A 20,598-nucleotide genomic window follows, 5' to 3' on the forward strand; every position below is an offset into this window, starting at 1 on the left:
CATGTGGAAACGCAGGTCGGAGGTCGTTCTCTCATTCGTGAGAGGGCGGCCTTTCGTGCGTCCGGGGGTGTGCCGGTCACGGCCACTGTCCGGCCGGGCTGGCCGGACAGTGGCCGTGACCTGCCCCGGTGAGGCCGCTCCGACGCGCATCTCGTCTACTTCGCCGGTCGCGCGCCCGTCACAAGCTCTTCGTCGACAAACTGACCACGGCCTACTGGAATCGCTGTTCCTGCAGCAGCCACCGCTGTGCCTCAGGGAGGGCCAGGACGCGGTGGACAGTGCGCAAGGGCGTCACCGAACAGGGCGGAGCCATCGGTGACCCGTAGCCCGGCCCGAGGAAGCGGGAGGTCGCGGCGACGGCCCGGCCGGGCCGGTCCCGCCCGTGGACGGGCGGGACCGACACGGCCGTCACCGGGCCGCCGGAGCCCCCGGGGAGACCGGCTTCGGTGCCGGGGCGTAGCCGGTGGGGCGGGAGGTGAACGTTCCCCGGCCCTGGCTCCGGCTGCGCAATCGGGTCGCGTAGCCGAACAACTCCGCCAGCGGCACGGTCGCCGTGATCACCGCCGTGCCTGCCCGGGTGGTGGAGCCCGAGACCCGGCCGCGCCGTGCCGCCAGATCGCCGAGGACCCCGCCCACGGCGTCGTCGGGCACGGTGACGGTGACCTCCGCCACCGGCTCCAGCAGCACCATCGCGCTCGCGCGCAACGCCTCGCGGAGCGCGAACCGGCCCGCCGCGCGGAACGCCATCTCCGAGGAGTCCTTGGAGTGGGTCGCCCCGTCGGTCAGCGTGACCCGCAGCCCGGTCACCGGGTGTCCGCCGAGGGGGCCCTCGGCCAGCGCGTCCCGGCAGCCGGCCTCCACCGCCCGGACGTACTCCTGCGGCACCCGTCCGCCGACGACGGTCGACCGGAAGACGAAACCGGCATCGCCGCCGCTTGCGGCGTCCGGGTCGCCTCCGGCCTCCAACGGCTCCGTGTCGAGGACGACATGGGCGAACTGGCCGGCGCCCCCGTCCTGCTTCACGTGCCGGTACACCAGCCCGGACACTCCGCGGGCGACCGTTTCCCGGTACGCCACCTGCGGCCTGCCGACGCCGATCTCCAGCTCCTGGGCACGCCGGATCTTCTCCACCGCGACCTCCAGATGGAGTTCCCCCATTCCCGAGAGCACCGTCTGACCCGTCTCGGGGTCGGTGCGGACCGTCAGCGAGGGGTCCTCCTCGACCAGTCGCGCCAGCGCCGTCACCAGCCGTTCGGTGTCGGTGCTGCGGCGGGCCTCCACCGCCACGGAGACGACCGGGGTGGCCGAGGCCGGCGGTTCGAGGACCAGGGGCGCCGCGGGGGCGCACAGCGTGGCTCCGGCGCGGGCCGTCTTCAGCCCGATCACCGCGACGATGTCCCCGGCCACCGCCGTGTCCACGTCCGAGTGCCGGCCGGCCTGCACCCGCAGAATCCGCCCGATGCGTTCGTGGCGCCGCGTCCCCGCGTCCAGCACCGTGTCCCCCTTCCGGATCGTTCCCGAGTACACCCGCAGACAGGTCTGCCGCCCCGTGGCCGTCGAGTTCACCTTGAACACCAGCGCGGCGAACGGTGCCGCCGGATCGGCCGCCCGCTCCTGCACCGAGCCGTCCAGCACGCCGCGTACCGGCGGCACGTCCAGCGGCGAGGGCAGGAAGGCCACGACGGCCTCCAGCAGCGGCTCGATCCCCCGGTTGCGATAGGCCGAACCGCACAGCACGACGACGGCCTCACCGGTACGGGTCAGGTCGCGCAGCGCGGCCCTCAGCGTCCGCTCGGAGACCGAGGAATCCGCGCAGAACTCCTCCAGCGCGGCCGGATGGAGCTCCGCCACCGTCTCTTCGAGCAGCCGCCTGCGGTGCCGCGCCTCTTCGTACAGCTCGGCCGGCACCCGACCCTCCTCGCAGGTGTCGCGGCCGTCGGCCCAGACATACGCCCGCATGCGCAGCAGATCGACCACTCCGGTGAAACCGTCCTCGCTCCCGATCGGCAGCTGGACCACCAGCGGGACCGTGTGCAGCCGGTCCCTGATCGACGCGACCGCGGTGTCGAGGTCGGCCCCGGCACGGTCCAGCTTGTTGACGAAGGCGATCCGCGGCACGCCGTGCCGGTCGGCCTGCCGCCACACCGACTCGCTCTGCGGCTCGACACCCGCGACGGCGTCGAACACCGCGATCGCGCCGTCCAGCACCCGCAGCGAGCGCTCCACCTCGTCGGAGAAGTCGACATGGCCCGGGGTGTCGATGAGGTTGATCCGGTGACCGGCCCAGGCGCAACTCACCGCAGCGGCGAAGATGGTGATGCCGCGGTCGCGTTCCTGGGAGTCGAAGTCGGAGACGGTCGTCCCCTCATGGACCTCGCCCCGCTTGTGGACGGCGCCGGTGAGGTAGAGGATCCGCTCGGTGACGGTGGTCTTGCCCGCGTCGACGTGGGCGAGGATGCCCAGGTTGCGGACGGTGGTGAGCGGACTGGCGGGTTGACGGTGGAGTTCGGTACGCACGGCCCATGGCCTTTCGGAACGATCCGGAGCGGGACGGCGCGATTCCCGGACGAACCGGCCTGTCATCAGGCCGGGAGAGGCCCCCCGAAGCGGTGCGGCACACCGGTCGGCTGCCGCACGGTCGTGCCGACGCCGCTCGGTGCGGGGTCAGTTGTTCGTCGCGGGGGACCGGTGCGGGCCGCGCAGCCTGCACCGGGCGTACCTGGACACCAGGATCACCTCGTACCGCGACAGGGGGACGACGGCAGTGGTGCGGTGGCGCACGGCCGGTCTCCCCTCACTCGTCACGGTGCCCGCCGCGGAGCTGCCGCGGCGTGCGATGCGTGGCGAGTGTAGTGAACCCGGGTACGGGCGGGGAACCGGATTTCGAGGCCGCCGTTCATGGGGGAGCGGTACGTGCCGCGCCTCGGATCCCCGTGGCCACTACCCATTCGCGCAGGGCAGACTTGGGCCCATGTGCCTTTGCGGAAAGGGGCGTTGAAGAACCGCGGTGAATGATGAAACGATCCCGGGTACCACAGGGGGCTAGGGAAGGAACCGCATCGATGGACGAGGACCACGGCCTCTCCGCCGCCACGGTGTTCGACGCACTGGGCGCTGACTACGAGCGGGCGTTCGGCGGATCCGCCGCCCACCACGCCTCGTTGCACCGGCTGCTGGGCGACCTCGCACCGCGCAGCCGGATCCTGGACGTCGGCAGTGGAACGGGGCGGCCGACCGCACTGACCCTGACCGAGGCCGGGCACGACGTGCTGGGGGTCGACGTCTCGCCCGTCATGGTCGAGCTGGCGGCCCGGCAGGTGCCCGGCGCGGACTTCGAATACGCCGACATCCACGAACTCCCCCTGGATGAAGGCAGTTTCGACGCGGCCTGCGCGTACTTCTCACTGCTTCATATGTCCCGCGAGGACCAGTCCCGGCTCCTGCGGAGAATCGCCCGTCTGCTGGTGCCCGGCGGCCATCTGGTCGTGGCCACCGTGCCGCTGGACGTCGAGGACTTCGGGGTCGTCTTCATGGGGCACAAGGTGCGGGCGACGAGCTTCGGGCCGGAGGAGTTCACCGAGCTGGTCGCCGAGGCCGGGTTCACGGTGCAGTGGGAGCAGAGTGCCCTCTTCACCCCGGAGTACGAAGCGGCGGTGGCCGAGCCCCATTTGTTCCTGCATTGCCGGCGGGCCTGACACCGGGCCCGCCGGTTCTTCAGCGCGCCACCGGCAGCCGTCCCGGGCGGCGCGGGGGCCGGACCCCGGCCCGCCGCCGGACAAGGGCGCCGGGGCGCCCGCCCGCACGCAGCGGTCCCCTCCAGCGGCGCAGCGCCTGCCTGCCGCATCCGCGCCACTGCGCGGGCGAGACGGGTACGGTCTGCCCGCCCCGCGTGACCAGGGCGTTCACCGGAGTCATCGGATCCGTCGCCATGGTCTTGGCCAGCAGCACGCCGATCACCAGCGGGGCCAGGGACAGCGCCAGGGTCGTGCCGGCGGTGGTGACCTGCCGGATGCGGGGGCGGAGCGGTGCGTCAGGAAGCATGACCGTCATTCGACCAGCGGCGGCCCGCCGCCGGATCGGACGACGTACTCAGCCCGGCCCGCCCTCGTACTCACGCCCGGATGTACGAGGACGGGCCGCCGTGCTCGTACGGCGGAGGCTTCTACGCGTCGGTGCCCGGGCCGGAGCCCGTTCCGGAGGCGGCCTTGATGCCCTTGGTGATGTCGTCCATCACCGAGAGCGCGGGCGCCTCGGAGTTGATGTCGAAGCCGGACCGGACCACGATCAGCAGGTCCTCGGAGCGGGGGGACGGGAACGCCAACGACTGGACGTACCCGTCGTCACCGTTCTTCGTCACCACTTTCCAGCGCACCACATAGCCCTGCTCGCCGGCGACGGTGACCGGCTCGGACTTCAGCTCCTGGTGCGAGGTGATGCCGCCGTAGACCTTCTCGCCGTACGACTCCGTGGCATTGGCGGAAATGTCCTTCAGCGCCGTGTCCTTCGCCGTGGTGGTGTTGAGCTTCAGGCCCTTTGCCGGCATGGAGGACACCCCGCCGCGCACGCACTGCTCGGACGTGTCACCGGGGCAGGGGTACTCTCCCGTGGTCACTCCCGCACCGGCGATCCCGGAGGTGCCCTTCCAGCCGTCGGGCACCGGCAGGCTGATCCCGCTGGCCAGGTCCGTGGCGTAGCCGTCCTCGGTCTGTGGCATCTGCCGCTCGGGCCCGCTGTTCTCGCCGCCGCCTCCGCCGGGACCGGGGTTCTCCGACGGCGCGGTGGACGGATTCGGGGCCGCGCGTCCGTCGGTGTCGCCGGAGCCGTCCGACAGCAGGAAGAGGCCGCCTCCGACGGCGGCGAGGACCACCACACCGGCGGTGATGCCCAGTCCGATGCGCATCCGGCGGCGCCGGACCACGGCGGGCGGTACGCGGAGCTGGTCGGTCCAACGGGTGCCGTCCCACCAGCGCTCGTGGAGGGGGCCGATTCCTGTATGCCCGGGGTCTGGGTGCCAGCCGGGCGGGCTCATCTGGGTCACGCGCCCCACCGTAGAACGGTTGCGTGAGAATCGCATGAGTCAACTGTGCCGACGGGGATCTCTGCCGTCCCCGCGTCAGCCACTGTGGGAGGCCGAACGATGAGTGAACAACAAGCCGTGCGGATCGAGCGCGACGGCGCCGTGTTCACGGTGATCCTGAGCCGGCCCGGCGTCCGCAACGCCGTGGACGGGCCGACCGCGAGCCAACTGGCGGACGCCTTCCGTGAGTTCGAAGCCGATCCGGGCGCTGCCGTTGCCGTGCTGTGGGGCGAGGGCGGTACGTTCTGCGCGGGAGCCGACCTGAAGGGCATCGGTACCGAGCGGAGCAACAAGGTCCTGGCCGACGGCGACGGGCCGATGGGGCCGACCCGTATGCGGCTGGGCAAGCCGGTCATCGCGGCGGTCTCCGGCCACGCGGTGGCCGGGGGCCTGGAGCTGGCCGTCTGGTGCGACCTCCGGGTGGTCGAGGAGGACGCGGTGTTCGGGGTGTTCTGCCGTCGCTGGGGTGTGCCGCTGGTGGACGGCGGAACCGTGCGGCTGCCGCGTCTGATCGGTGAGAGCCGGGCCATGGACATGATTCTCACGGGCCGGCCCGTCCCGGCCGCCGAGGCGTACGCCATGGGGCTCGCCAACCGGATCGTGCCGCCCGGTCAGGCACGCGACGCGGCGGAGCGGCTGGCCCGGGAGATTGCTGCGTTCCCGCAACTGTGCCTGCGCCACGACCGGTTGTCGATGCGCGAGCAGCACGGCCTGAGCGAACCGGAAGCGCTGGCCGCGGAGTACCGGCACGGTCTGGTGCCGCTGACCGTGGGGGAGACGCAGGCCGGGGCCGAACGGTTCGGGAGCGGTGCGGGCCGCCACGGATCCTTCGACGAATGACCGGGACCGACGGCCGTGGCCGGGACGTAAATTCCGACGACGCCGCCCCGCGTGCCACTTACGCTCATCGGATGCCGACCACCCAGTACCCCGCCAAGCCCCGGCCCGGTGACCGTGTCGCCGTGCTGTCCCCCTCCTCCGGCCTCCCCGGCCTCCTGCCTCTGCCCCATGAGCTGGGGCTGCGCAGGCTGCGCGAGGAATTCGGGCTCGAACCCGTGGAATATCCGACGACGCGGAAGATGGGCTCCACTCCGCAGGAACGGGCCGCCGACATCCACGCGGCGTTCGCCGACCCCGACATCAAGGCCGTGATCGCCAGCATCGGCGGCGACGACCAGATCACCGTGCTGCCGCATCTGGACCGCGACCTGCTGCGTGCCAACCCCAAGCCCTTCTTCGGGTACAGCGACAACACCAACCTGCTGGTGTTCCTCGACAACCTGGGCATCGTCGGCTACCACGGCGGCACGGTGATGTGCGAGATGGGGCGGCCCGGCGCGATGCACCCGCTGACCGCCGACTCCCTGCGGGCCGCGCTCCTCACCCACGGCGCCTTCGAGCTCACCCCGTCCAAGGAGACCAACGGCGCGAGCGGCCGGTGGGAGAATCCGCGCACCTTCGAATCCGAACCCGAAATGCGCCCGTGTGACGGCTGGACATGGCACAACGCCGACGGCCGGACCGTGAAGGGCGCGAGCTGGGGCGGAGAACTGTCGATCCTGTCCTGGCTGCTGATGGCCGACCGCGAGATCCGGCCGGTGGACAGCTACGCGGGACGGGTGCTGTTCCTCGAAACGTGCGAGGAGATGCCTTCGGCGGAGGAGGTCTACCGGATTCTGCGGAACATGGGGGAGCGGGGCCTGCTCGCCCAGTTCCCCGCCCTCCTCCTGGGCCGGGCCAGGAACTGGTCGTTCGAGCAGCCGCTCGACGCCGAGGCGGGGGAGCGGTACCGCGAGGAGCAACGGCAGGCGGTCCTGCGGGCGTTGGGCGAGTACGCCCCCGGGACCATGGCCGTGCTCGATGTCGACCTCGGCCACACCGATCCGCAGCTGGTCATTCCGTACGGCGGGCAGATCGAGGTGGACGGAGTGGGCCGCCGCATCGTCGTCACCTACTGAGCCGGAGCGGGGGAGCGGGCGCCGCCCGATCTTTGGTCCGACCATATGCGGTGTGTGACATAGTTGAAGATCGGGCAACAGCAGCGACGGCAACCGGACGATTCCGGCCGAGGCAGGGGGTGACGGATGCCCGTCGAATGGCAACCCGTACGGCAGTCCCGTACGCACGAGCTCGTGCTCCAGAGCATCGAGGAGCGGGTCTTCGCCGGTGAGCTGCGGGCGGGCGACCGGCTGCCGCCCGAGCGTGAGCTCGCGCCGGTGCTCGGGGTCAGCCGGTCCGCGCTGCGCGAGGCACTGAGGGTACTGGAGACCATCGGTGTGCTGGTCGCGCAGCCGGGCCGGGGACCGGACGCCGGGGCGCGGATCGTACGCAACCCCGATGACGCACTCGGGCGGCTGCTGCGGCTCCACTTCGCGCTGGGCAGCTACAGCCTGGAGGACGTGCTGGAGGCGCGCGTCGTGCTGGAGAGGTCCAGTTTCGAGGCGGCCGCGCGACACGCCTCCCCCGACGACCTCGACGAGGCGGAGGCGCTGGTCGTGCGCATGGGGGAGCCGGACGTCGGGGTGCCGGAGTTCAACGATCTGGACACCCGGTTCCATGTGCACATCGCCCGCAGCTCCGGCAATGAACTGACCTCCACCCTGACCTCCGCCGTTCGCGAGTCGGTGCGCCCGCTGATTCTGCGGGCGCTGGAGGAGGCGAAGGACTGGCCGGCCACGGCCGCCGCGCTCAACGCGGAGCACGCCGAGTTGCTGGGGCTGGTGCGCGCCGGCAAGGGCGCCAATGCCGCCGACCTGGTCGAGCGGCACATCCGCAGCCTTCACGGCACGCTGGTCGACGAGAAGTCCGACCGGGCGCGCGGGGATTCCTGACGCATGGACGCGGACTCGGGCCTCCGGCCCGAGCGCTCGCTTATTGTCAGGTGCATGGCGGTCGATGCCCGTGGTGCGCGCCGCGACCTTCATGTTCCGGACCGAGGCTAGTATGGTCGGACCATAAAAATCCAGAAGCGAACGATCGGAGAGACCCATGCGCATCGGACTCTTCGCCACCTGTCTGGGAGACACGCTCTTCCCCGAGGCGGTGAAATCGACCGCGGTCCTGCTCGCCCGTCTGGGGCACGACGTGGTGTTTCCGCCGGGGCAGACCTGCTGCGGTCAGATGCATGTCAACACCGGCTACCAGCGCGAACCCGTCCCGCTGGTGCGGAACTTCGCCGACCAGTTCGGCGACGCCTCGATCGACGCCGTCGTCATGCCGTCCGGATCGTGTGCGGGCTCGGTCCGTCACCAGCACGAGATCGTCGCCGAGCGGTACGGGGACGCGGCGCTGCGCGCGGGTGTCGCCACCGTCAAGGCCAAGACGTACGAGCTGTCGGAGCTCCTCGTGGACGTCCTGGACGTCGAGGACGTCGGCGCTTACTTCCCGCACCGGGTGACATACCATCCCACCTGCCACTCCCTGCGCATGCTCCGCGTCGGTGACAAGCCCCTGAAGCTGCTCCGCGCCGTCGACTCCATCGATCTCGTCGAGCTCCCCGAAGCCGAGTCCTGCTGCGGATTCGGCGGCACCTTCGCCGTCAAGAACGCCGAGACGTCGACCGCGATGCTCCAGGACAAGATGCGCAACATCGCGACCACAGGGGCCGAGGTCTGCACCGCGGGAGACTCGTCCTGTCTGATGCACATCGGCGGCGGACTCTCCCGGATCAGGTCGGGCACCCGCACCCTGCACCTCGCCCAGATCCTCTCCGCCACCCGCACCTCGCCGTACGTCCCCACGGAGGCCGTCCGATGAGCAGCACCTTCCTCGGCATGCCCGCGACCCCGCCCCGCTCCCCGTACGGGACCGGAAATCTGCGCGGCGACCGGAAGTTCCCCGAGGCCGCCCACGACGAACTGCGCAACGAACAACTGCGCCGCAATCTCGGCCGGGCCACCCGCACCATCCGCGCCAAACGCCTCGACGTCACCGGCGAGCTGCCCGACTGGGAAGCACTGCGCGAGGCGGGTTCTGCCATCAAGACCGACACCATGAACCGCCTCCCCGAACTCCTGGAGCAGCTGGAGCAGAAGGTCACCGAGCGCGGCGGCACCGTCCACTGGGCGCGCGACGGCGTCGAGGCCAACGAGATCGTCACCCGGCTGGTCAAGGCGACGGGCAGCAGCGACGTCATCAAGGTGAAGTCGATGGCCACCCAGGAGATCGGCCTCAACGAACACCTCGAATCGGCAGGCATCACCCCGTACGAGACGGACCTCGCCGAACTGATCGTCCAGCTCGCGCACGACAAGCCGTCGCACATCCTGGTCCCCGCGATCCACCGCAACCGCGACGAGATCCGGCAGATCTTCCTCAAGGAGATCCCGGGCGTCGACCCGGGCCTGGACAACGTGCCCGCGCATCTGGCCGCCGCCGCCCGCGCCTATCTGCGTGAGAAGTTCATGACGACCAAGGTGGCGGTCTCCGGCGCCAACTTCGGCATCGCCGAGACCGGGACCCTCGCCGTCGTGGAGTCCGAGGGCAACGGCCGCATGTGCCTGACCCTGCCCGACACCCTGATCACCGTCATGGGCATCGAGAAGGTGCTGCCGCGCTACCGCGACCTCGAAGTCTTCCTCCAGCTGCTGCCGCGCTCCTCCACCGGCGAGCGGATGAACCCGTACACCTCGATGTGGACCGGGGTGACACCGGGCGACGGCCCGCAGGACTTCCATCTGGTCCTGCTCGACAACGGACGCACCGCGGCGCTCGCCGACCGGATCGGGCGCGAGGCCCTCAACTGCATCCGCTGCTCGGCCTGCCTCAACGTCTGCCCGGTGTACGAACGGGCCGGCGGTCACGCCTACGGATCGACGTACCCCGGACCGATCGGCGCGGTCCTCACCCCGCAGCTCGCGGGGATGCACGCGGCCAAGGACGACCCCAACAGCTCGTTGCCGTACGCCTCCAGCCTCTGCGGCGCCTGTTTCGACGCCTGCCCCGTCAAGATCGACATCCCGTCGCTCCTGGTCGAGCTGCGCCACCAGAACACCGAACAGTCCGGGACGACGGCGGAGAAGCTGGCCATGAAGGCCGCTGCCGCCGTCATGAAGCACCCGAAGCTCTTCACAGCCGCGCAGAAGGGCGCGGGGATCGGCCGTGTCATCGGCGGGCGGGACGGCAGGATCTCGCATCTGCCGCCGCCGTTCAACGGCTGGAGCGAGAGCCGGGACACCGCGGCGCCGCCGAAGCAGACCTTCCGCTCCTGGCTGGCATCGGCGGAGGGCGCCGCGACGATGCGGGCCGCCGCGGGCGAGTACGAGAAGAACCGGAAGCAGCAGAAGAAGGAGGAGGAGGAGAAGTGACGACCGCTCGCGAAACGGTGCTGGGCAGGATCAAGGACGCCCTGGCCCTCGCCCCCGCCCCGGACACCACCGTCCCGCGCGCTTACCGCACCGGCCGCACCCTCCCCGACGACGAACGCCTGGCCCTCTTCACCGACCGGCTCGTCGACTACCGGGCGACGGTGCACACCTGCACCGCCGACCGCACCGCCCAGGTCGTCGCCGAGGTGCTGCGGGAGCACGGGGCGCGGCGGATCGGTGTGCCGGCCGGACTCGACCCGCGGTGGCTCGACGCGTACGACGGCGAGGTCCAGCAGGACTCCGGCGACATCCCGGCGCCCCGGCTCGACGCCCTGGACGGGGTCCTCACCGCCTCGGCCGTCGGCTGCGCCGAGACGGGCACGGTCTTCCTGGACGGTTCGCCCGACCAGGGACGGCGGGCGCTGTCCCTCGTCCCCGATCTCCATGTGTGCGTCGTCGATCTGTCCACGGTCGAGGCCGGTGTGCCGGAGGCGGTGGCGCGGCTGGAGCCCCGGCGGCCCACGACGCTGATCAGCGGCCCCTCGGCCACGTCCGACATCGAGCTGGAGCGGGTGGAGGGCGTGCACGGTCCGCGCACCCTGGCCGTGGTGATCAGAACGGACAGGTGACGGACAGGCAGAGCCTTGCCGGCGGGCGGGGTGCGCGGTGCGAAGGCCGCGCACCCTGGCACTCACCCGTGCGTGACCGTCATCGGCTCGAAGCGGATACGGGTCGTCGCCGCATCCTGGGACCAGCGGACCTCCACCGTGTCCCCGTCCACCGTCACACCGCTCACCACCGCGTCGAGCAGCGGCGCGTCGTACTCCGCGGTGAGCGAGGCGAGCGCGACCAGCACCACCGTGCCCTCGGCGGGCGCGGCCAGCCGGGGCACCACCGCCCAGGGCGTGTACGCGGTGCCCTGCGGAGCCCGGACCTCGTCCCGGGACTCCCAGCCGTGCAGGCCGTGCAGGGCGGAGGTCAGGGCGTCGTCCCGCCCGGTCGCCCAGCCCGTCTGCTCCACCCGGGCCCCGTCCGGTGCGCCGACGACCCGGTGCACCCGCAGCTCGTACCGGCCGCGCGCCACCGTGACGCTCTCCACCCGCATCCCCGGCACCATCGGCGAACCCGACGTGAACACCGGACGGTGCCAGGAGGCGGCCCAGCCCCAGCCGTCGCCCCCACCGGCACCCAGCGCACGGACGACCCGGCGACCGCTGCGCACCCCGGCGACCACCACGGCCAGATGGTTGTCCGCCGCGTTCGCCGCGGACGTGGGCCCGGTCACCGTGGAGTACGACTGGCGGCTGTACAGCGGATCGTCCTGGACACCCGACTCGCCCTCGTGCGGCCGCACATGGTCGCTGCCGTGGTTGTGCAGCCGTACGATCCCGTCCGCGCGGGTGGACTGGACGAGCAGTCCCGGGGCGGGCAGCGCGAGCACCCGGTCGGGGCCCTCGCTCGGCGCGCGCTCCTCGGTCGCGGCCCACAGCGGATGGCTCTCCGGGGCGAGCAGCGATACGAAGGCCTTGGACGCCCAGTACGGCGACGCGGGCGCCGAGTAGTTCTGCAGCGACGCCTCGTGCGGGCCGTGCCAGCCCAGGTTCAGCAGTCCGTCCGTACCGGTCGCGCCCCGGTCCAGGAAGTAGCGCAACGATCCGCTGATCACCCGTCGCGAGGCGCCGGGCGTGAGCGGGGTGTGCCCGCTGATCGCGCCGAGCGCGACCGAGGAGGCGGCTGCGAAGCGGTAGGTCAGCGAGCGGCCGAAGTGGATCGGCGCACCGTCACCGCCGAACAGCAGCGAGAACCCCGCCAGATGCTCGCGCAGCCGGGCGCCGTAGTGCGCGGACAGTTCCGCGTCGCCCGACAGATGCGCGTCCAGCATCGGGTAGAGGTGCAGCGCCCAGCCGTTGTAGTGGTCGAAGGCGCGGCCGTCGCCGTCCGCGTACCAGCCGTCGCCCCGGTACCAGCCCTCCAGCAGTTCCAGGGCCCGCTGCTTCGCCCGTGCGGTCCGGGCGTCACCACGGCCCACGGACTCCAGGAACCCGGCCACGGAGTAGGGGAAGAGGTACCAGTTGTTGGGGGAGGGGACGTGCGTCAGCGCGTCGCGCAGCCACTCCTCGGTACGGTCCTGCACCCCGGCGTCCAGCCGGTCCCAGAGCCACGGCCGGGTCAGCCGCAGACCGATGGCGACCGAGGCGGACTCGACCATGGGCTGGCCGAAGACGGAGTGGTCGCGGATCAGCGGCCAGGACTCGGCGTCCTCGCGGCCGGGGGTGCGGGTGCCGGCCGCGAGCCCGTCGGCGTACCGGTCGAGCCAGCCGTGCGGGTCCTTGCCGTCCGCGCCCGCGACCCTGAAGGCGGCGGCGAGGAAGGTGCGCGCGTACCCCTCCAGACCGTCGGAGCGCACTCCGGACGCGGACGGCCTGCCCGGCAGATCCAGCAGCGCGCCGCCCGGGGTGGCCCACTCCCAGGCGGCCCGGAGCAGCCCGTCGGCAGCGGCCTCCCAGTGCGCGCGGGTGTAGCCGGTGTGCGGGCTCAACGCCCGGTCCTCGGCGGGGAGTTCGATCGGAGAGCTCGGGTGGGGAGCGGTCATGCGAGAAATGCCAGCCTTTCGCGTCGTACGGGATGGGCGAAACCGTCGCCCGCGGCCCAGCGGCCTGCCTCGCCTGCCGCCAGATCGACCAGTCGCCGCAACTCGTTGCCCTGCGACCCGGCGAGGTGCGGGGTGATCAGGGCGTTCTCGCAGTCCCACAGGGGGTGTGCGGCGGGCAGTGTGTCGGGATCGGTGACGTCGAGGATCGCCCGGATCCGGTTCTGCCGGAGTACGTCGATGAGCGCGTCCTGGTCGACGACGGCGCCCCGCGCGGTGTTGATGAGCACGCCGTCCGGGCGCATCGAGGTGAGCAGTTCACGGCTGACCAGCCCGCGGGTGGCCGGCAGCAGCGGGGTGTGGACGCTCACCACATCGCTCTGTGCGAACAGTTCACCGAGGCCGACGGGCCGGACGCCGAGCGCGGCGGCCTCCTCGTCACCGACGTACGGATCGTGCAGCAGTACGGGCAGGGCGTAGGGGCGCAGCAGCTCGATGACGCGTCGGCCGATCATGGAGGCGGACAGAATGCCCACGGTGCGGCCGTAGTTCCCGACCCGGTCGGGGGTGGCGAGCCAATTGTCGCGGCGGCGCTGCGTCCGGTAGGCGTGGGCCCGCTCCAGGACTTGTTTGCCGGAGAGCAGGATCATCGCGACGGTGTACTCGGCCACCGGCAGCGCGTTGGCGGCGGCCGCCGACGACACCTCGATGCCGCGTTCCCAGCAGGCCTCGGTGATGTGTCCGCGGATGCTGCCCGCGGTGTGGACGACGGCGCGCAGGTGCGGCGTCGCATCCAGGGCGGCCGCGTCGAGCGGGGGACAGCCCCAGCCGGTGACCAGGAGTTCGACGTCGGCCAGTACGGCGCTGGCCCGGTCGGTGCCGAAGTCGTCGATCGCGGGCAGCGGCGCGAGATCGCACACGGCGTCGAGCGCGGCCCGGGACCGGGCGTCGAGGAGCGCGTCCGCGGCGGCCGGTTTCATGGCGACGGCGGCGCGTGGCCGCTTCCGGGCGGCGGGGGCGGCGGCGGAGGAGGGGTCTGTGCTGGGCATCTGTCTCCTGGTGGGGAACGGGGGCGGTGGACCGGTCACTTCACGGCGCCTGCGGTGAGCCCCGACGTCCAGAAGCGCCGGAGCAGGGCGAGAGCGAGGACCAACGGCAGGACCGCGAGCAGCGAACCGGTGATCACGACGGGGCAGTACGCGGGTGAGACGGTGGCGGCGCTGTTCCATGTCAGGCGACCGCGAAGGCGGATCCGCCGCGGGTGCCGAGCCGGACGTCGTACCGCCGGCTGCCGACCGTGCTCACCACGACCAGGTCCCGGTCGATCATCCGCTGCCAGTACGAGGCGAAGCGGCGGCTCGGTCGGCACGGCCCGGACGGTCCGTGGCCGACGCCGACGCGGGCGCGGGCGCGGGCGCCGAGCGCACCGGCCGACGGTAGGGCGGCGATCGGGGCCGGCACGGACCGACGGCTCTGTCGACCGGCCATGTGCTCCTCCCGCGGCTTCTCAATCGGCTCACGGGGAATCCTGATCGGCTGATCGACACTGGTCAATAGATCGCTCGGAAGAAAATCAAAGCGGTCAAACGATCAATTCCTGGGGAGTGGTGGCCCCTGTGCCGATCCGCGCACCTCGAGCGTGGGCAGCAGCTCGGTCCGGCGCACCGGACCGCCGTCCCCGAAGGCCGCGGACAGCCGGCGGAGCAGCAGCTCGGCGGCGGCCCGGCCGATCTCCGCCTTCGGCGGTGCCACCGCCGTCAGCGGCGTGCTGCCGAGGGCCGCGACCACATCGTCGTACGCCACCACCGAGCAGTCCCGGGGAACCTCGACACCGCTCTCCGCCAGTCGCTGTACCAGCATCAGCGCATCCACGTCGCCGTGCAGCACGGCCCCCGTGGCGCCCCGTTCCCGCAGCAGCGCGGCGAGGTCGAGAGCCGCCCGGCCGTCGGCCGCCGGAGCGGATCCGCGAGGTTCCGCCGCGGCCTCCGGCGAGCTCAGCACCACCGTCCAGTCCTCCACCTCCGGACGGGCCGCCGCGATCTCGGCGAACGCCGCACGGATGCTGCGCGCCGTCGGGCTGTCGTCCCGGGCGGCCAGCACGATGCGGCGGTGTCCCAGCGACACCAGATGGTCCACGGCGAGATGTGTCCCGTACCAGTGATCGGAACAGACGGAGTCCAGTGCGTGCAGTGCGCTGCCCGGCCGGGGCCGCCGCTCCATCAGTACGGTCGGCACCCCCACGTCGGCGAGCCAGCCGTAGTCCAGCTCCTCCGAGCGGGCGCTGGGCCAGCGCGGCGCGATCAGCAGCCCGCGCGCCCCGTCCGCCAGCGCCCGCTCCACCAGCGGACGTTCGGCGCCGGGTGACGGGGGCGCGATGTGCAGGGCGATCCGTATCCCGGAATCCTCCAGGACGGACCGGGCGCCGTGCAGCGTCTCGTACAGGTACGAATGCCGCTCCGGGACGACCAGGGCGACCGCGCCGGCGTCCTCGGCCGCCTCCTCGCCGCGGGGTACCGGGACGGCGGAGGGCGGCACCGGGTCCCGTATCGGCCGGGCCACCCCGTGCCCGCGGCGCAGCCGCCCGACCCGGGCCAGCTCCTCGACGTCCCGGCGGACCGTGACCACCGAGACGTCCAGCTCGGCCGCGAGCACGCTCACCTTGACGGCGCCGCGCGATTCCACCACCGACAGGATTCGCTGACGCCTGAGTTCCACCGGCTCCCGCATGCTGCTGGCCCCCTCGCCGTACCGCCGCGCGTTGTTCGTTTGAACGCTTCCGGTGAGCGTTCGGGTCGCAGCATAGCGATAGGCCCCGGATGTCCACGGGCTACCTCCCGGGCGCGCTGCGCGGCCCGTTCGCCGGCGTGCCGGTCGACCGGGCACGGCTGCGCGCCCCGACCGAGCTCCTCACCGTTCTTCAGGTTCTCGTCTTCGCCTCCGTATCCCTGGCGGCAGCCCTCAGCGGGGTCGCCGACGCGCTCTTCGTGCTCTACGCAACCGGCGAACTCCAGCTCTCCCCTCGGCAGTTGGCCTCTGGTGGTCGTGAGGGGGCTTTTCACGCACTCGGCCCTCCCGGAACGGCCCTGGCACCAGGGCCGTTCCGAGAGGGCCGGGGGGACGAGCCGGGTCAGACGATGCCTTCCTCGATCTCGGCCTGCTCGCGCGCGTTGCCGTACGCCGAGGGCGTGCTGTACGAACGCCGGGCGACGAACCACCACACGGTGGCCAGGACCAGCACTGCGATCAGCGCGATCGACGCGTAGTTCATCGAGTCGACCGTCACCGGGGACGACTGCGGGAGCAGGAACAGCACGGTCACGAAGGCGACCCACACGACGGCGATCCAGCCGATCGGCTTGCTCCAGCGGCCCAGGTGCCAGGGCCCGCGCTCGAACCGGCTGCCGGAGCGCAGCTTCAGGAAGATCGGGATCGCATACGCGGGCGTGATGCCGATGACATTGATCGCGGTCACCGCACCGTATGCGGTGGCGGAGTACAGCGACGGCAGCGCGAGCGCTCCCGCGACGACGACCGACAGCCACACCGCGTTGACGGGTGTCTGGGTGCGCGCGCTCACCTTGTGCCACAGCGCCGAGCCCGGCAGTGCGTTGTCACGGCTGAACGCGAACACCATCCGGCTGGCGGCGGCGACCTCGGCGTTGCCGCAGAACAGCTGCGCCGCGATGACGATCAGGAGCAGGGCAGTGGCTCCGGAGGTGCCCAGCGCGTCGATCATGATCTGGGCCGGTGGCACACCGGTGGCGCTGTTCTGGGCGCCCGCGTAGTCCTGGATCGCGAAGGTCAGCCCGGCGAGCAGTACGAAACCGGCGACCCAGGAGGCCCAGATCGCGCGGACGATGCCCTTGGCGGCCGTCACCGAGGCATTGGACGTCTCCTCCGAAAGATGCGCGGAGGCGTCGTAGCCGCAGAAGGTGTATTGCGCGAGGAGCAGGCCGATCGCCGCCACATACAACGGGTTGTGCCAGCCCGTGTCATTGACGAACTCGGTGAAGACGAACGACGGCGACTGGTGGTGTGAGGGGACGATCGCGAGCACGGCGACGATCACCGCGACACCGGCGAGGTGCCACCACACACTGATCGAGTTGAGCACGCTGACGAGGCGGACACCGAAGAGGTTCAGCACGGCGTGCAGCAGCAGGATGCAGACAAAGATGATCATTGTCTTGCCCGGTGTGGGAGTGAATCCCCACTGCAGATTCATCAGCGCACCGGTGAACAGTGCCGCACCGTAGTCGATGCCCGCGATCGCGCCCAGCAGACCCAGCAGATTCAGCCAGCCGGTGTACCAGCCCCACTTGCGGCCACCGAGCCGGTCGGCCATGTAGTACAGCGCTCCCGAGGTCGGGTAGGCGCTGGTCACCTCGGCGAGCGCCATGCCGACACAGAGCACGAAGAGCCCGACACCGGCCCAGCCCCAGAGCATCACGGCCGGACCACCGGTCGACATGCCGAAGCCGTACAGGGTCATGCAGCCGGACAGGATCGAGATGACGGAGAAGCTGATGGCGAAGTTGCCGAAGCCCCCCATGCGGCGGGCGAGCACCGGCTGGTAGCCGAGTTCGCGCAGCCGCTCCTCCTCGTCCTTCGGCGGGGTTGCCTCCGCACCCGACTGGGTCGGGGTGGATATGGACATCGGGAAAACCTCCGTGAGCGGGATGGAAAAGGGACGGTCGGGATCGGTTCGGGACGGGAGGAGGCACGGCGGCGCGGCCCTCGCTCAGCGGTGCGGCCCCCGTCCGGGGGTGCGGGGTGCCGAGAGGCAGCGGCTGCGGGCGCGCAGGAAGACGTCCTCGGCGTCTCCCGGGCCCTTGCGGCCGCGCGTGCGGTACACCCATGGAACCGAGGTGAAGTACGGGCCGAGTTCCTCGAACACCGCTGCGGCCTCAGCGAATTGGAGGGCTCCCCACAGGGCGTGGGCCAGGTGGTTGAGATCGAGCAGGGAGTGCGAGACCGGTGCCGTACGGCGGAACCAGAGCTCCAGCGCACGGGCCGCGTCCCGTTCCGCGTCCTCGGTGACCCAGTGCAGGTCCAGGGCCTTCTCGTGGCCCTGCTCGCGGCGGTAGCGCTCGACCCGTACGTACAGGGGCAGTACGTGCAGCGCGGAGCCGTCCGGAGCCGAAGACGCCGCCCACTGCACGAAGTTGAACGCCTCGGAGAGGGATCCGCCGGCTTTTCGTGCATAGACGAACTGGAGCATCCGGTGATAGGCCTCGCGATTGCACGGATCGCGTCTGTCGGCCTCGGCGAGCAGTCCCCACGGACCGGGGAAGAGCATCGGCCCCGGCGGGTGCAAGCGGTGCTCCTCCAGTTGCTGGCGCTCGTCCAGTTGGGACAGGGCCAGCAGGCAGACCCAGGGCACCGGGTCCGAGGGCGAGGCGTTCGCGGCCGTGCGGCAGGCCTGCCAGGCCTCCTGCCACAACTCCTGTGCCCGGTGATGGCCCTCGCGGTGGGCGCGCACCGCCCGCTCGACGACGACGCGCGCCTGCATCACCGTGGCCGCGATGCTCCGGGGGTCCTCGGCCAGCCAGGCCTGCACGGCGTCCGAACCGGCGGCAACGGCCCCCAGCACCTGGGTGCGCTGGGTCCACAGGGTCCAGTCCGGTGTGCTCTCCAGCAGAGTCCGCATGGACATCCAGCGTCCGGTGCGCAGGTCCTGTAACGCGACCCGGAGGTCGTTGTCATGGCCGGCCGGGTGATAGACCGGCCGGAAATCACTGTTGGCCATGAACTCGCCCTGCCCCCGTGTCACAGGCCGGCATGCGACAGTCGGAAGTTCTTCTCAGCACGGCACGCAACCCGGTGGTGACATGGAACCGGTGCAGATGCGGACGGCCGGGTATCCGGTGAGTCGGGGTTCGGGGCAGGGTTTCGGTCTCATCAATCCTCAAGGACGTGGGGGGTGAAGCAGCTGTTGAAAGACGAACTGCTCGAAAGCGTCCGGTTGTTGCTCGGCGGTGAGTGTAAGGCCAGTCACTCCGAACTCCGGACCGATTCGCGGATCTTACTCAAGTCCGATGATTCACCCGGACGTTGAAGGATGTACCGGTTGTTCCGGTCGTGTCCGAGGCGGCCCTTGACGTACGCGGTGGTCTGCACCACTCTGGGCGGCGAGTTCAGTGATCACGATTCCGTTCAAGCCGCAGAGCTTCCGCACCGCTGGAGAGTCGATGACAGGCCCGGTACTCGCCGTGGACCAGGGTACGTCGGGGACGAAGGCGCTGGTGATCTGCCCCGAGCGCGGCGTGATCGGCTCCGCTTCCGTTCCGGTGAAGACCCGGCACGAAGCCGGGGGCGCGGTCGAGGCGGACCCCGCCGAACTGCTCGGCTCGGTTCTCGAAGCGGGCCGCCGAGCCCTGCGGGAAGCCGCCGAACCGGTTTCGGCGGTCGGCCTCGCCAACCAGGGCGAGACCGTGCTCGCCTGGGACCCGGACACCGGTCGGCCGCTCACCGATGCGATCGTCTGGCAGGACCGCCGCTCCTCCCCGATCTGCGCCGAACTCGCTCCGTACGACGAAGAGTTGAAACACCTCACCGGGCTTCCCCTCGATCCGTACTTCGCCGCGCCGAAGATGGCCTGGATCCGCCGGGAACTGACCCGCGAAGGCGTCGTCACCACCACCGACTCCTGGCTCGTGCACCAGCTGACCGGGGCCTTCGTCACGGACGCCGCGACGGCCGGACGTACCCAGCTGCTCGACCTGGACCGGGCAGGCTGGTCACCGCGGGCCCTGGAGGTCTTCGGCCTGGGTGGCGAACGGCTGCCGGATGTTGTCGACTGCGACAGCACGGTCGGTACGACGACCGCCTTCGGCGGTGAACTCCCGCTGACCGGGCTGCTCGTGGACCAGCAGGCCGCCCTGCTCGCGCAGAACGCACTGGACCCCGGAAACGCCAAATGCACCTACGGGACGGGCGCCTTCCTGCTCGCCCAGACCGGGCCCGCCCCGCGCCGCGGCTCCACCGGACTGGTCAGCTGCGTCGCCTGGCGGCTCGGCGGCCGTACCAGCTACTGCCTCGACGGGCAGGTCTACACCGCGGCGTCCGCCGTCGACTGGCTGGCCGGCCTGGGAGTGATCTCCGGCGCGGCGGACCTCGACCCCGTCGGCGCGACCGTCCCCGATTCCGGAGGCGTCACCTTCGTACCGGCACTCGCCGGACTCGCCGCACCCTGGTGGCGCGGCGATCTGCGCGGATCGGTGACCGGTCTCGGCCTCGGCACCACCGCGGGCCATCTGGTGCGCGCGCTGTGCGAAGGCATCGCCGCACAGGTCGTCGAGCTCACCGAAGCCGCCGCGACCGACCTCGGCTCGCCGTTGACCGCGCTCCGCGTCGACGGCGGCCTGACCCGCTCGGCACTGCTCATGCAGACCCAGGCCGACCTGCTGCAACGGCCCGTCGAGGTGTCCGCCCTGCCCGATGTCACCGCGCTCGGCGTCGGAGCAGTCGCCCGGCTCGGCCTCGACGCGCGGCTCCCGCTCCGGCAGGCCGTGCCCGACTGGAAACCCACCGCCGTGTACGAACCACGGATCGGCGCCGACGAGGCCGCCGAACGGCGCGCCGGATTCCGGACCGCCGTGCAGACCCTGCTGGACCAGGCCTGA

At 71.4% G+C, this 20,598-nt stretch carries 17 protein-coding genes and 1 pseudogene; 8 read left to right on the plus strand and 10 right to left on the minus strand.

Annotated features, from left to right (window positions below):
* Positions 1–408: 408 nt before the first annotated feature.
* Positions 409–2,517 (minus strand): elongation factor G, encoded by a 2,109-nt coding sequence (fusA, locus tag IE107_RS01425; protein ID WP_229866636.1) that lies wholly within the window; start codon positions 2,515–2,517, stop codon positions 409–411.
* A 545-nt stretch (positions 2,518–3,062) separates the two neighbouring features.
* On the opposite strand from fusA, the gene IE107_RS01430 reads away from it, so the two are divergent.
* Positions 3,063–3,695 carry a class I SAM-dependent methyltransferase gene (locus IE107_RS01430; RefSeq protein WP_189540086.1) on the plus strand — a complete coding sequence of 211 codons (633 nt, stop codon included), beginning with the start codon at positions 3,063–3,065 and terminating at the stop codon, positions 3,693–3,695.
* Positions 3,696–3,714: 19 nt separating this feature from the next.
* On the opposite strand, the gene IE107_RS01435 is transcribed toward IE107_RS01430, so the two are convergent.
* Together IE107_RS01435 and IE107_RS01440 are read right to left on the minus strand one after the other, a co-directional pair.
* Complete coding sequence (locus tag IE107_RS01435) at positions 3,715–4,041, minus strand: hypothetical protein (RefSeq protein ID WP_189540088.1); 327 nt, start codon at positions 4,039–4,041, stop codon at positions 3,715–3,717.
* Positions 4,042–4,162: 121 nt separating this feature from the next.
* Positions 4,163–5,029: a DUF2510 domain-containing protein gene (locus tag IE107_RS01440; RefSeq protein ID WP_189540574.1), complete on the minus strand. Its 867-nt coding sequence runs from the start codon at positions 5,027–5,029 to the stop codon at positions 4,163–4,165.
* Between the two features lie 108 nt (positions 5,030–5,137).
* Here IE107_RS01440 and IE107_RS01445 point away from each other — a divergent pair, with 108 nt between their 5' ends.
* The 6 genes from IE107_RS01445 to IE107_RS01470 all read left to right on the plus strand — a co-directional run bounded on the left by IE107_RS01445 (position 5,138) and on the right by IE107_RS01470 (position 11,012).
* A complete protein-coding gene (locus IE107_RS01445) occupies positions 5,138–5,917 on the plus strand; it encodes a crotonase/enoyl-CoA hydratase family protein (protein WP_189540090.1) in 780 nt (259 codons plus the stop codon).
* Positions 5,918–5,988: 71 nt separating this feature from the next.
* The gene (locus IE107_RS01450) at positions 5,989–7,035 is read left to right on the plus strand and encodes a S66 family peptidase (protein WP_189540092.1); all 1,047 of its coding nucleotides are present in this window, start codon (positions 5,989–5,991) and stop codon (positions 7,033–7,035) included.
* A 126-nt stretch (positions 7,036–7,161) separates the two neighbouring features.
* Positions 7,162–7,908: a FadR/GntR family transcriptional regulator gene (locus IE107_RS01455; protein ID WP_189540094.1), complete on the plus strand. Its 747-nt coding sequence runs from the start codon at positions 7,162–7,164 to the stop codon at positions 7,906–7,908.
* 157 nt (positions 7,909–8,065) lie between these two features.
* Positions 8,066–8,833 (plus strand): (Fe-S)-binding protein, encoded by a 768-nt coding sequence (locus tag IE107_RS01460; protein ID WP_189540096.1) that lies wholly within the window; start codon positions 8,066–8,068, stop codon positions 8,831–8,833.
* A complete protein-coding gene (locus IE107_RS01465) occupies positions 8,830–10,383 on the plus strand; it encodes a lactate utilization protein B (RefSeq protein ID WP_189540098.1) in 1,554 nt (517 codons plus the stop codon). Before IE107_RS01460 ends, IE107_RS01465 begins: the two co-directional genes overlap by 4 nt.
* Positions 10,380–11,012 (plus strand): LutC/YkgG family protein, encoded by a 633-nt coding sequence (locus tag IE107_RS01470; RefSeq protein ID WP_189540100.1) that lies wholly within the window; start codon positions 10,380–10,382, stop codon positions 11,010–11,012. The genes IE107_RS01465 and IE107_RS01470 overlap by 4 nt, the downstream gene beginning before the upstream one ends.
* A gap of 62 nt (positions 11,013–11,074) precedes the next feature.
* On the opposite strand, the gene IE107_RS01475 is transcribed toward IE107_RS01470, so the two are convergent.
* The 7 genes and pseudogenes from IE107_RS01475 to IE107_RS01505 all read right to left on the minus strand — a co-directional run bounded on the left by IE107_RS01475 (position 11,075) and on the right by IE107_RS01505 (position 18,722).
* Positions 11,075–12,976 (minus strand): DUF2264 domain-containing protein, encoded by a 1,902-nt coding sequence (locus IE107_RS01475; RefSeq protein ID WP_189540102.1) that lies wholly within the window; start codon positions 12,974–12,976, stop codon positions 11,075–11,077.
* Positions 12,973–14,022 carry a hydroxyacid dehydrogenase gene (locus IE107_RS01480; RefSeq protein ID WP_189540105.1) on the minus strand — a complete coding sequence of 350 codons (1,050 nt, stop codon included), beginning with the start codon at positions 14,020–14,022 and terminating at the stop codon, positions 12,973–12,975. The genes IE107_RS01475 and IE107_RS01480 overlap by 4 nt, the downstream gene beginning before the upstream one ends.
* Before the next feature lie 35 nt (positions 14,023–14,057).
* Positions 14,058–14,213: pseudogene (locus IE107_RS01485) on the minus strand (carbohydrate ABC transporter permease); the annotation flags it as partial.
* Positions 14,204–14,461: a hypothetical protein gene (locus tag IE107_RS01490; protein ID WP_189540604.1), complete on the minus strand. Its 258-nt coding sequence runs from the start codon at positions 14,459–14,461 to the stop codon at positions 14,204–14,206. The gene IE107_RS01490 and the pseudogene IE107_RS01485, both read right to left, overlap by 10 nt.
* A gap of 102 nt (positions 14,462–14,563) precedes the next feature.
* Complete coding sequence (locus IE107_RS01495) at positions 14,564–15,700, minus strand: substrate-binding domain-containing protein (protein WP_189540107.1); 1,137 nt, start codon at positions 15,698–15,700, stop codon at positions 14,564–14,566.
* 400 nt (positions 15,701–16,100) lie between these two features.
* Positions 16,101–17,630, minus strand: a complete 1,530-nt coding sequence (locus IE107_RS01500; protein WP_189540108.1) for an amino acid permease — start codon at positions 17,628–17,630, stop codon at positions 16,101–16,103.
* An 84-nt stretch (positions 17,631–17,714) separates the two neighbouring features.
* Positions 17,715–18,722, minus strand: a complete 1,008-nt coding sequence (locus IE107_RS01505) for a hypothetical protein (protein ID WP_189540110.1) — start codon at positions 18,720–18,722, stop codon at positions 17,715–17,717.
* A gap of 442 nt (positions 18,723–19,164) precedes the next feature.
* Between IE107_RS01505 and IE107_RS01510 the strand changes: the two genes are divergently transcribed.
* Positions 19,165–20,598: an FGGY family carbohydrate kinase gene (locus IE107_RS01510; RefSeq protein ID WP_189540111.1), complete on the plus strand. Its 1,434-nt coding sequence runs from the start codon at positions 19,165–19,167 to the stop codon at positions 20,596–20,598.

The organism is Streptomyces gelaticus (genome assembly GCF_014649535.1).
GTDB classification, from domain to species: domain Bacteria; phylum Actinomycetota; class Actinomycetes; order Streptomycetales; family Streptomycetaceae; genus Streptomyces; species Streptomyces gelaticus.

What these genes read in the sequence shown, in the direction of transcription:
- IE107_RS01430 (WP_189540086.1), top strand. Translation starts at nt 3,063, where the DNA reads ATGGACGAGGACCACGGCCTCTCCGCCGCCACGGTGTTCGACGCACTG.
- IE107_RS01435 (WP_189540088.1), bottom strand. Translation starts at nt 4,041, where the DNA reads ATGCTTCCTGACGCACCGCTCCGCCCCCGCATCCGGCAGGTCACCACC.
- IE107_RS01440 (WP_189540574.1), bottom strand. Translation starts at nt 5,029, where the DNA reads ATGAGCCCGCCCGGCTGGCACCCAGACCCCGGGCATACAGGAATCGGC.
- IE107_RS01445 (WP_189540090.1), top strand. Translation starts at nt 5,138, where the DNA reads ATGAGTGAACAACAAGCCGTGCGGATCGAGCGCGACGGCGCCGTGTTC.
- IE107_RS01450 (WP_189540092.1), top strand. Translation starts at nt 5,989, where the DNA reads ATGCCGACCACCCAGTACCCCGCCAAGCCCCGGCCCGGTGACCGTGTC.
- IE107_RS01455 (WP_189540094.1), top strand. Translation starts at nt 7,162, where the DNA reads ATGCCCGTCGAATGGCAACCCGTACGGCAGTCCCGTACGCACGAGCTC.
- IE107_RS01460 (WP_189540096.1), top strand. Translation starts at nt 8,066, where the DNA reads ATGCGCATCGGACTCTTCGCCACCTGTCTGGGAGACACGCTCTTCCCC.
- IE107_RS01465 (WP_189540098.1), top strand. Translation starts at nt 8,830, where the DNA reads ATGAGCAGCACCTTCCTCGGCATGCCCGCGACCCCGCCCCGCTCCCCG.
- IE107_RS01475 (WP_189540102.1), bottom strand. Translation starts at nt 12,976, where the DNA reads ATGACCGCTCCCCACCCGAGCTCTCCGATCGAACTCCCCGCCGAGGAC.
- IE107_RS01480 (WP_189540105.1), bottom strand. Translation starts at nt 14,022, where the DNA reads ATGCCCAGCACAGACCCCTCCTCCGCCGCCGCCCCCGCCGCCCGGAAG.
- IE107_RS01490 (WP_189540604.1), bottom strand. Translation starts at nt 14,461, where the DNA reads ATGGCCGGTCGACAGAGCCGTCGGTCCGTGCCGGCCCCGATCGCCGCC.
- IE107_RS01495 (WP_189540107.1), bottom strand. Translation starts at nt 15,700, where the DNA reads ATGCGGGAGCCGGTGGAACTCAGGCGTCAGCGAATCCTGTCGGTGGTG.
- IE107_RS01500 (WP_189540108.1), bottom strand. Translation starts at nt 17,630, where the DNA reads ATGTCCATATCCACCCCGACCCAGTCGGGTGCGGAGGCAACCCCGCCG.
- IE107_RS01505 (WP_189540110.1), bottom strand. Translation starts at nt 18,722, where the DNA reads ATGGCCAACAGTGATTTCCGGCCGGTCTATCACCCGGCCGGCCATGAC.
- IE107_RS01510 (WP_189540111.1), top strand. Translation starts at nt 19,165, where the DNA reads ATGACAGGCCCGGTACTCGCCGTGGACCAGGGTACGTCGGGGACGAAG.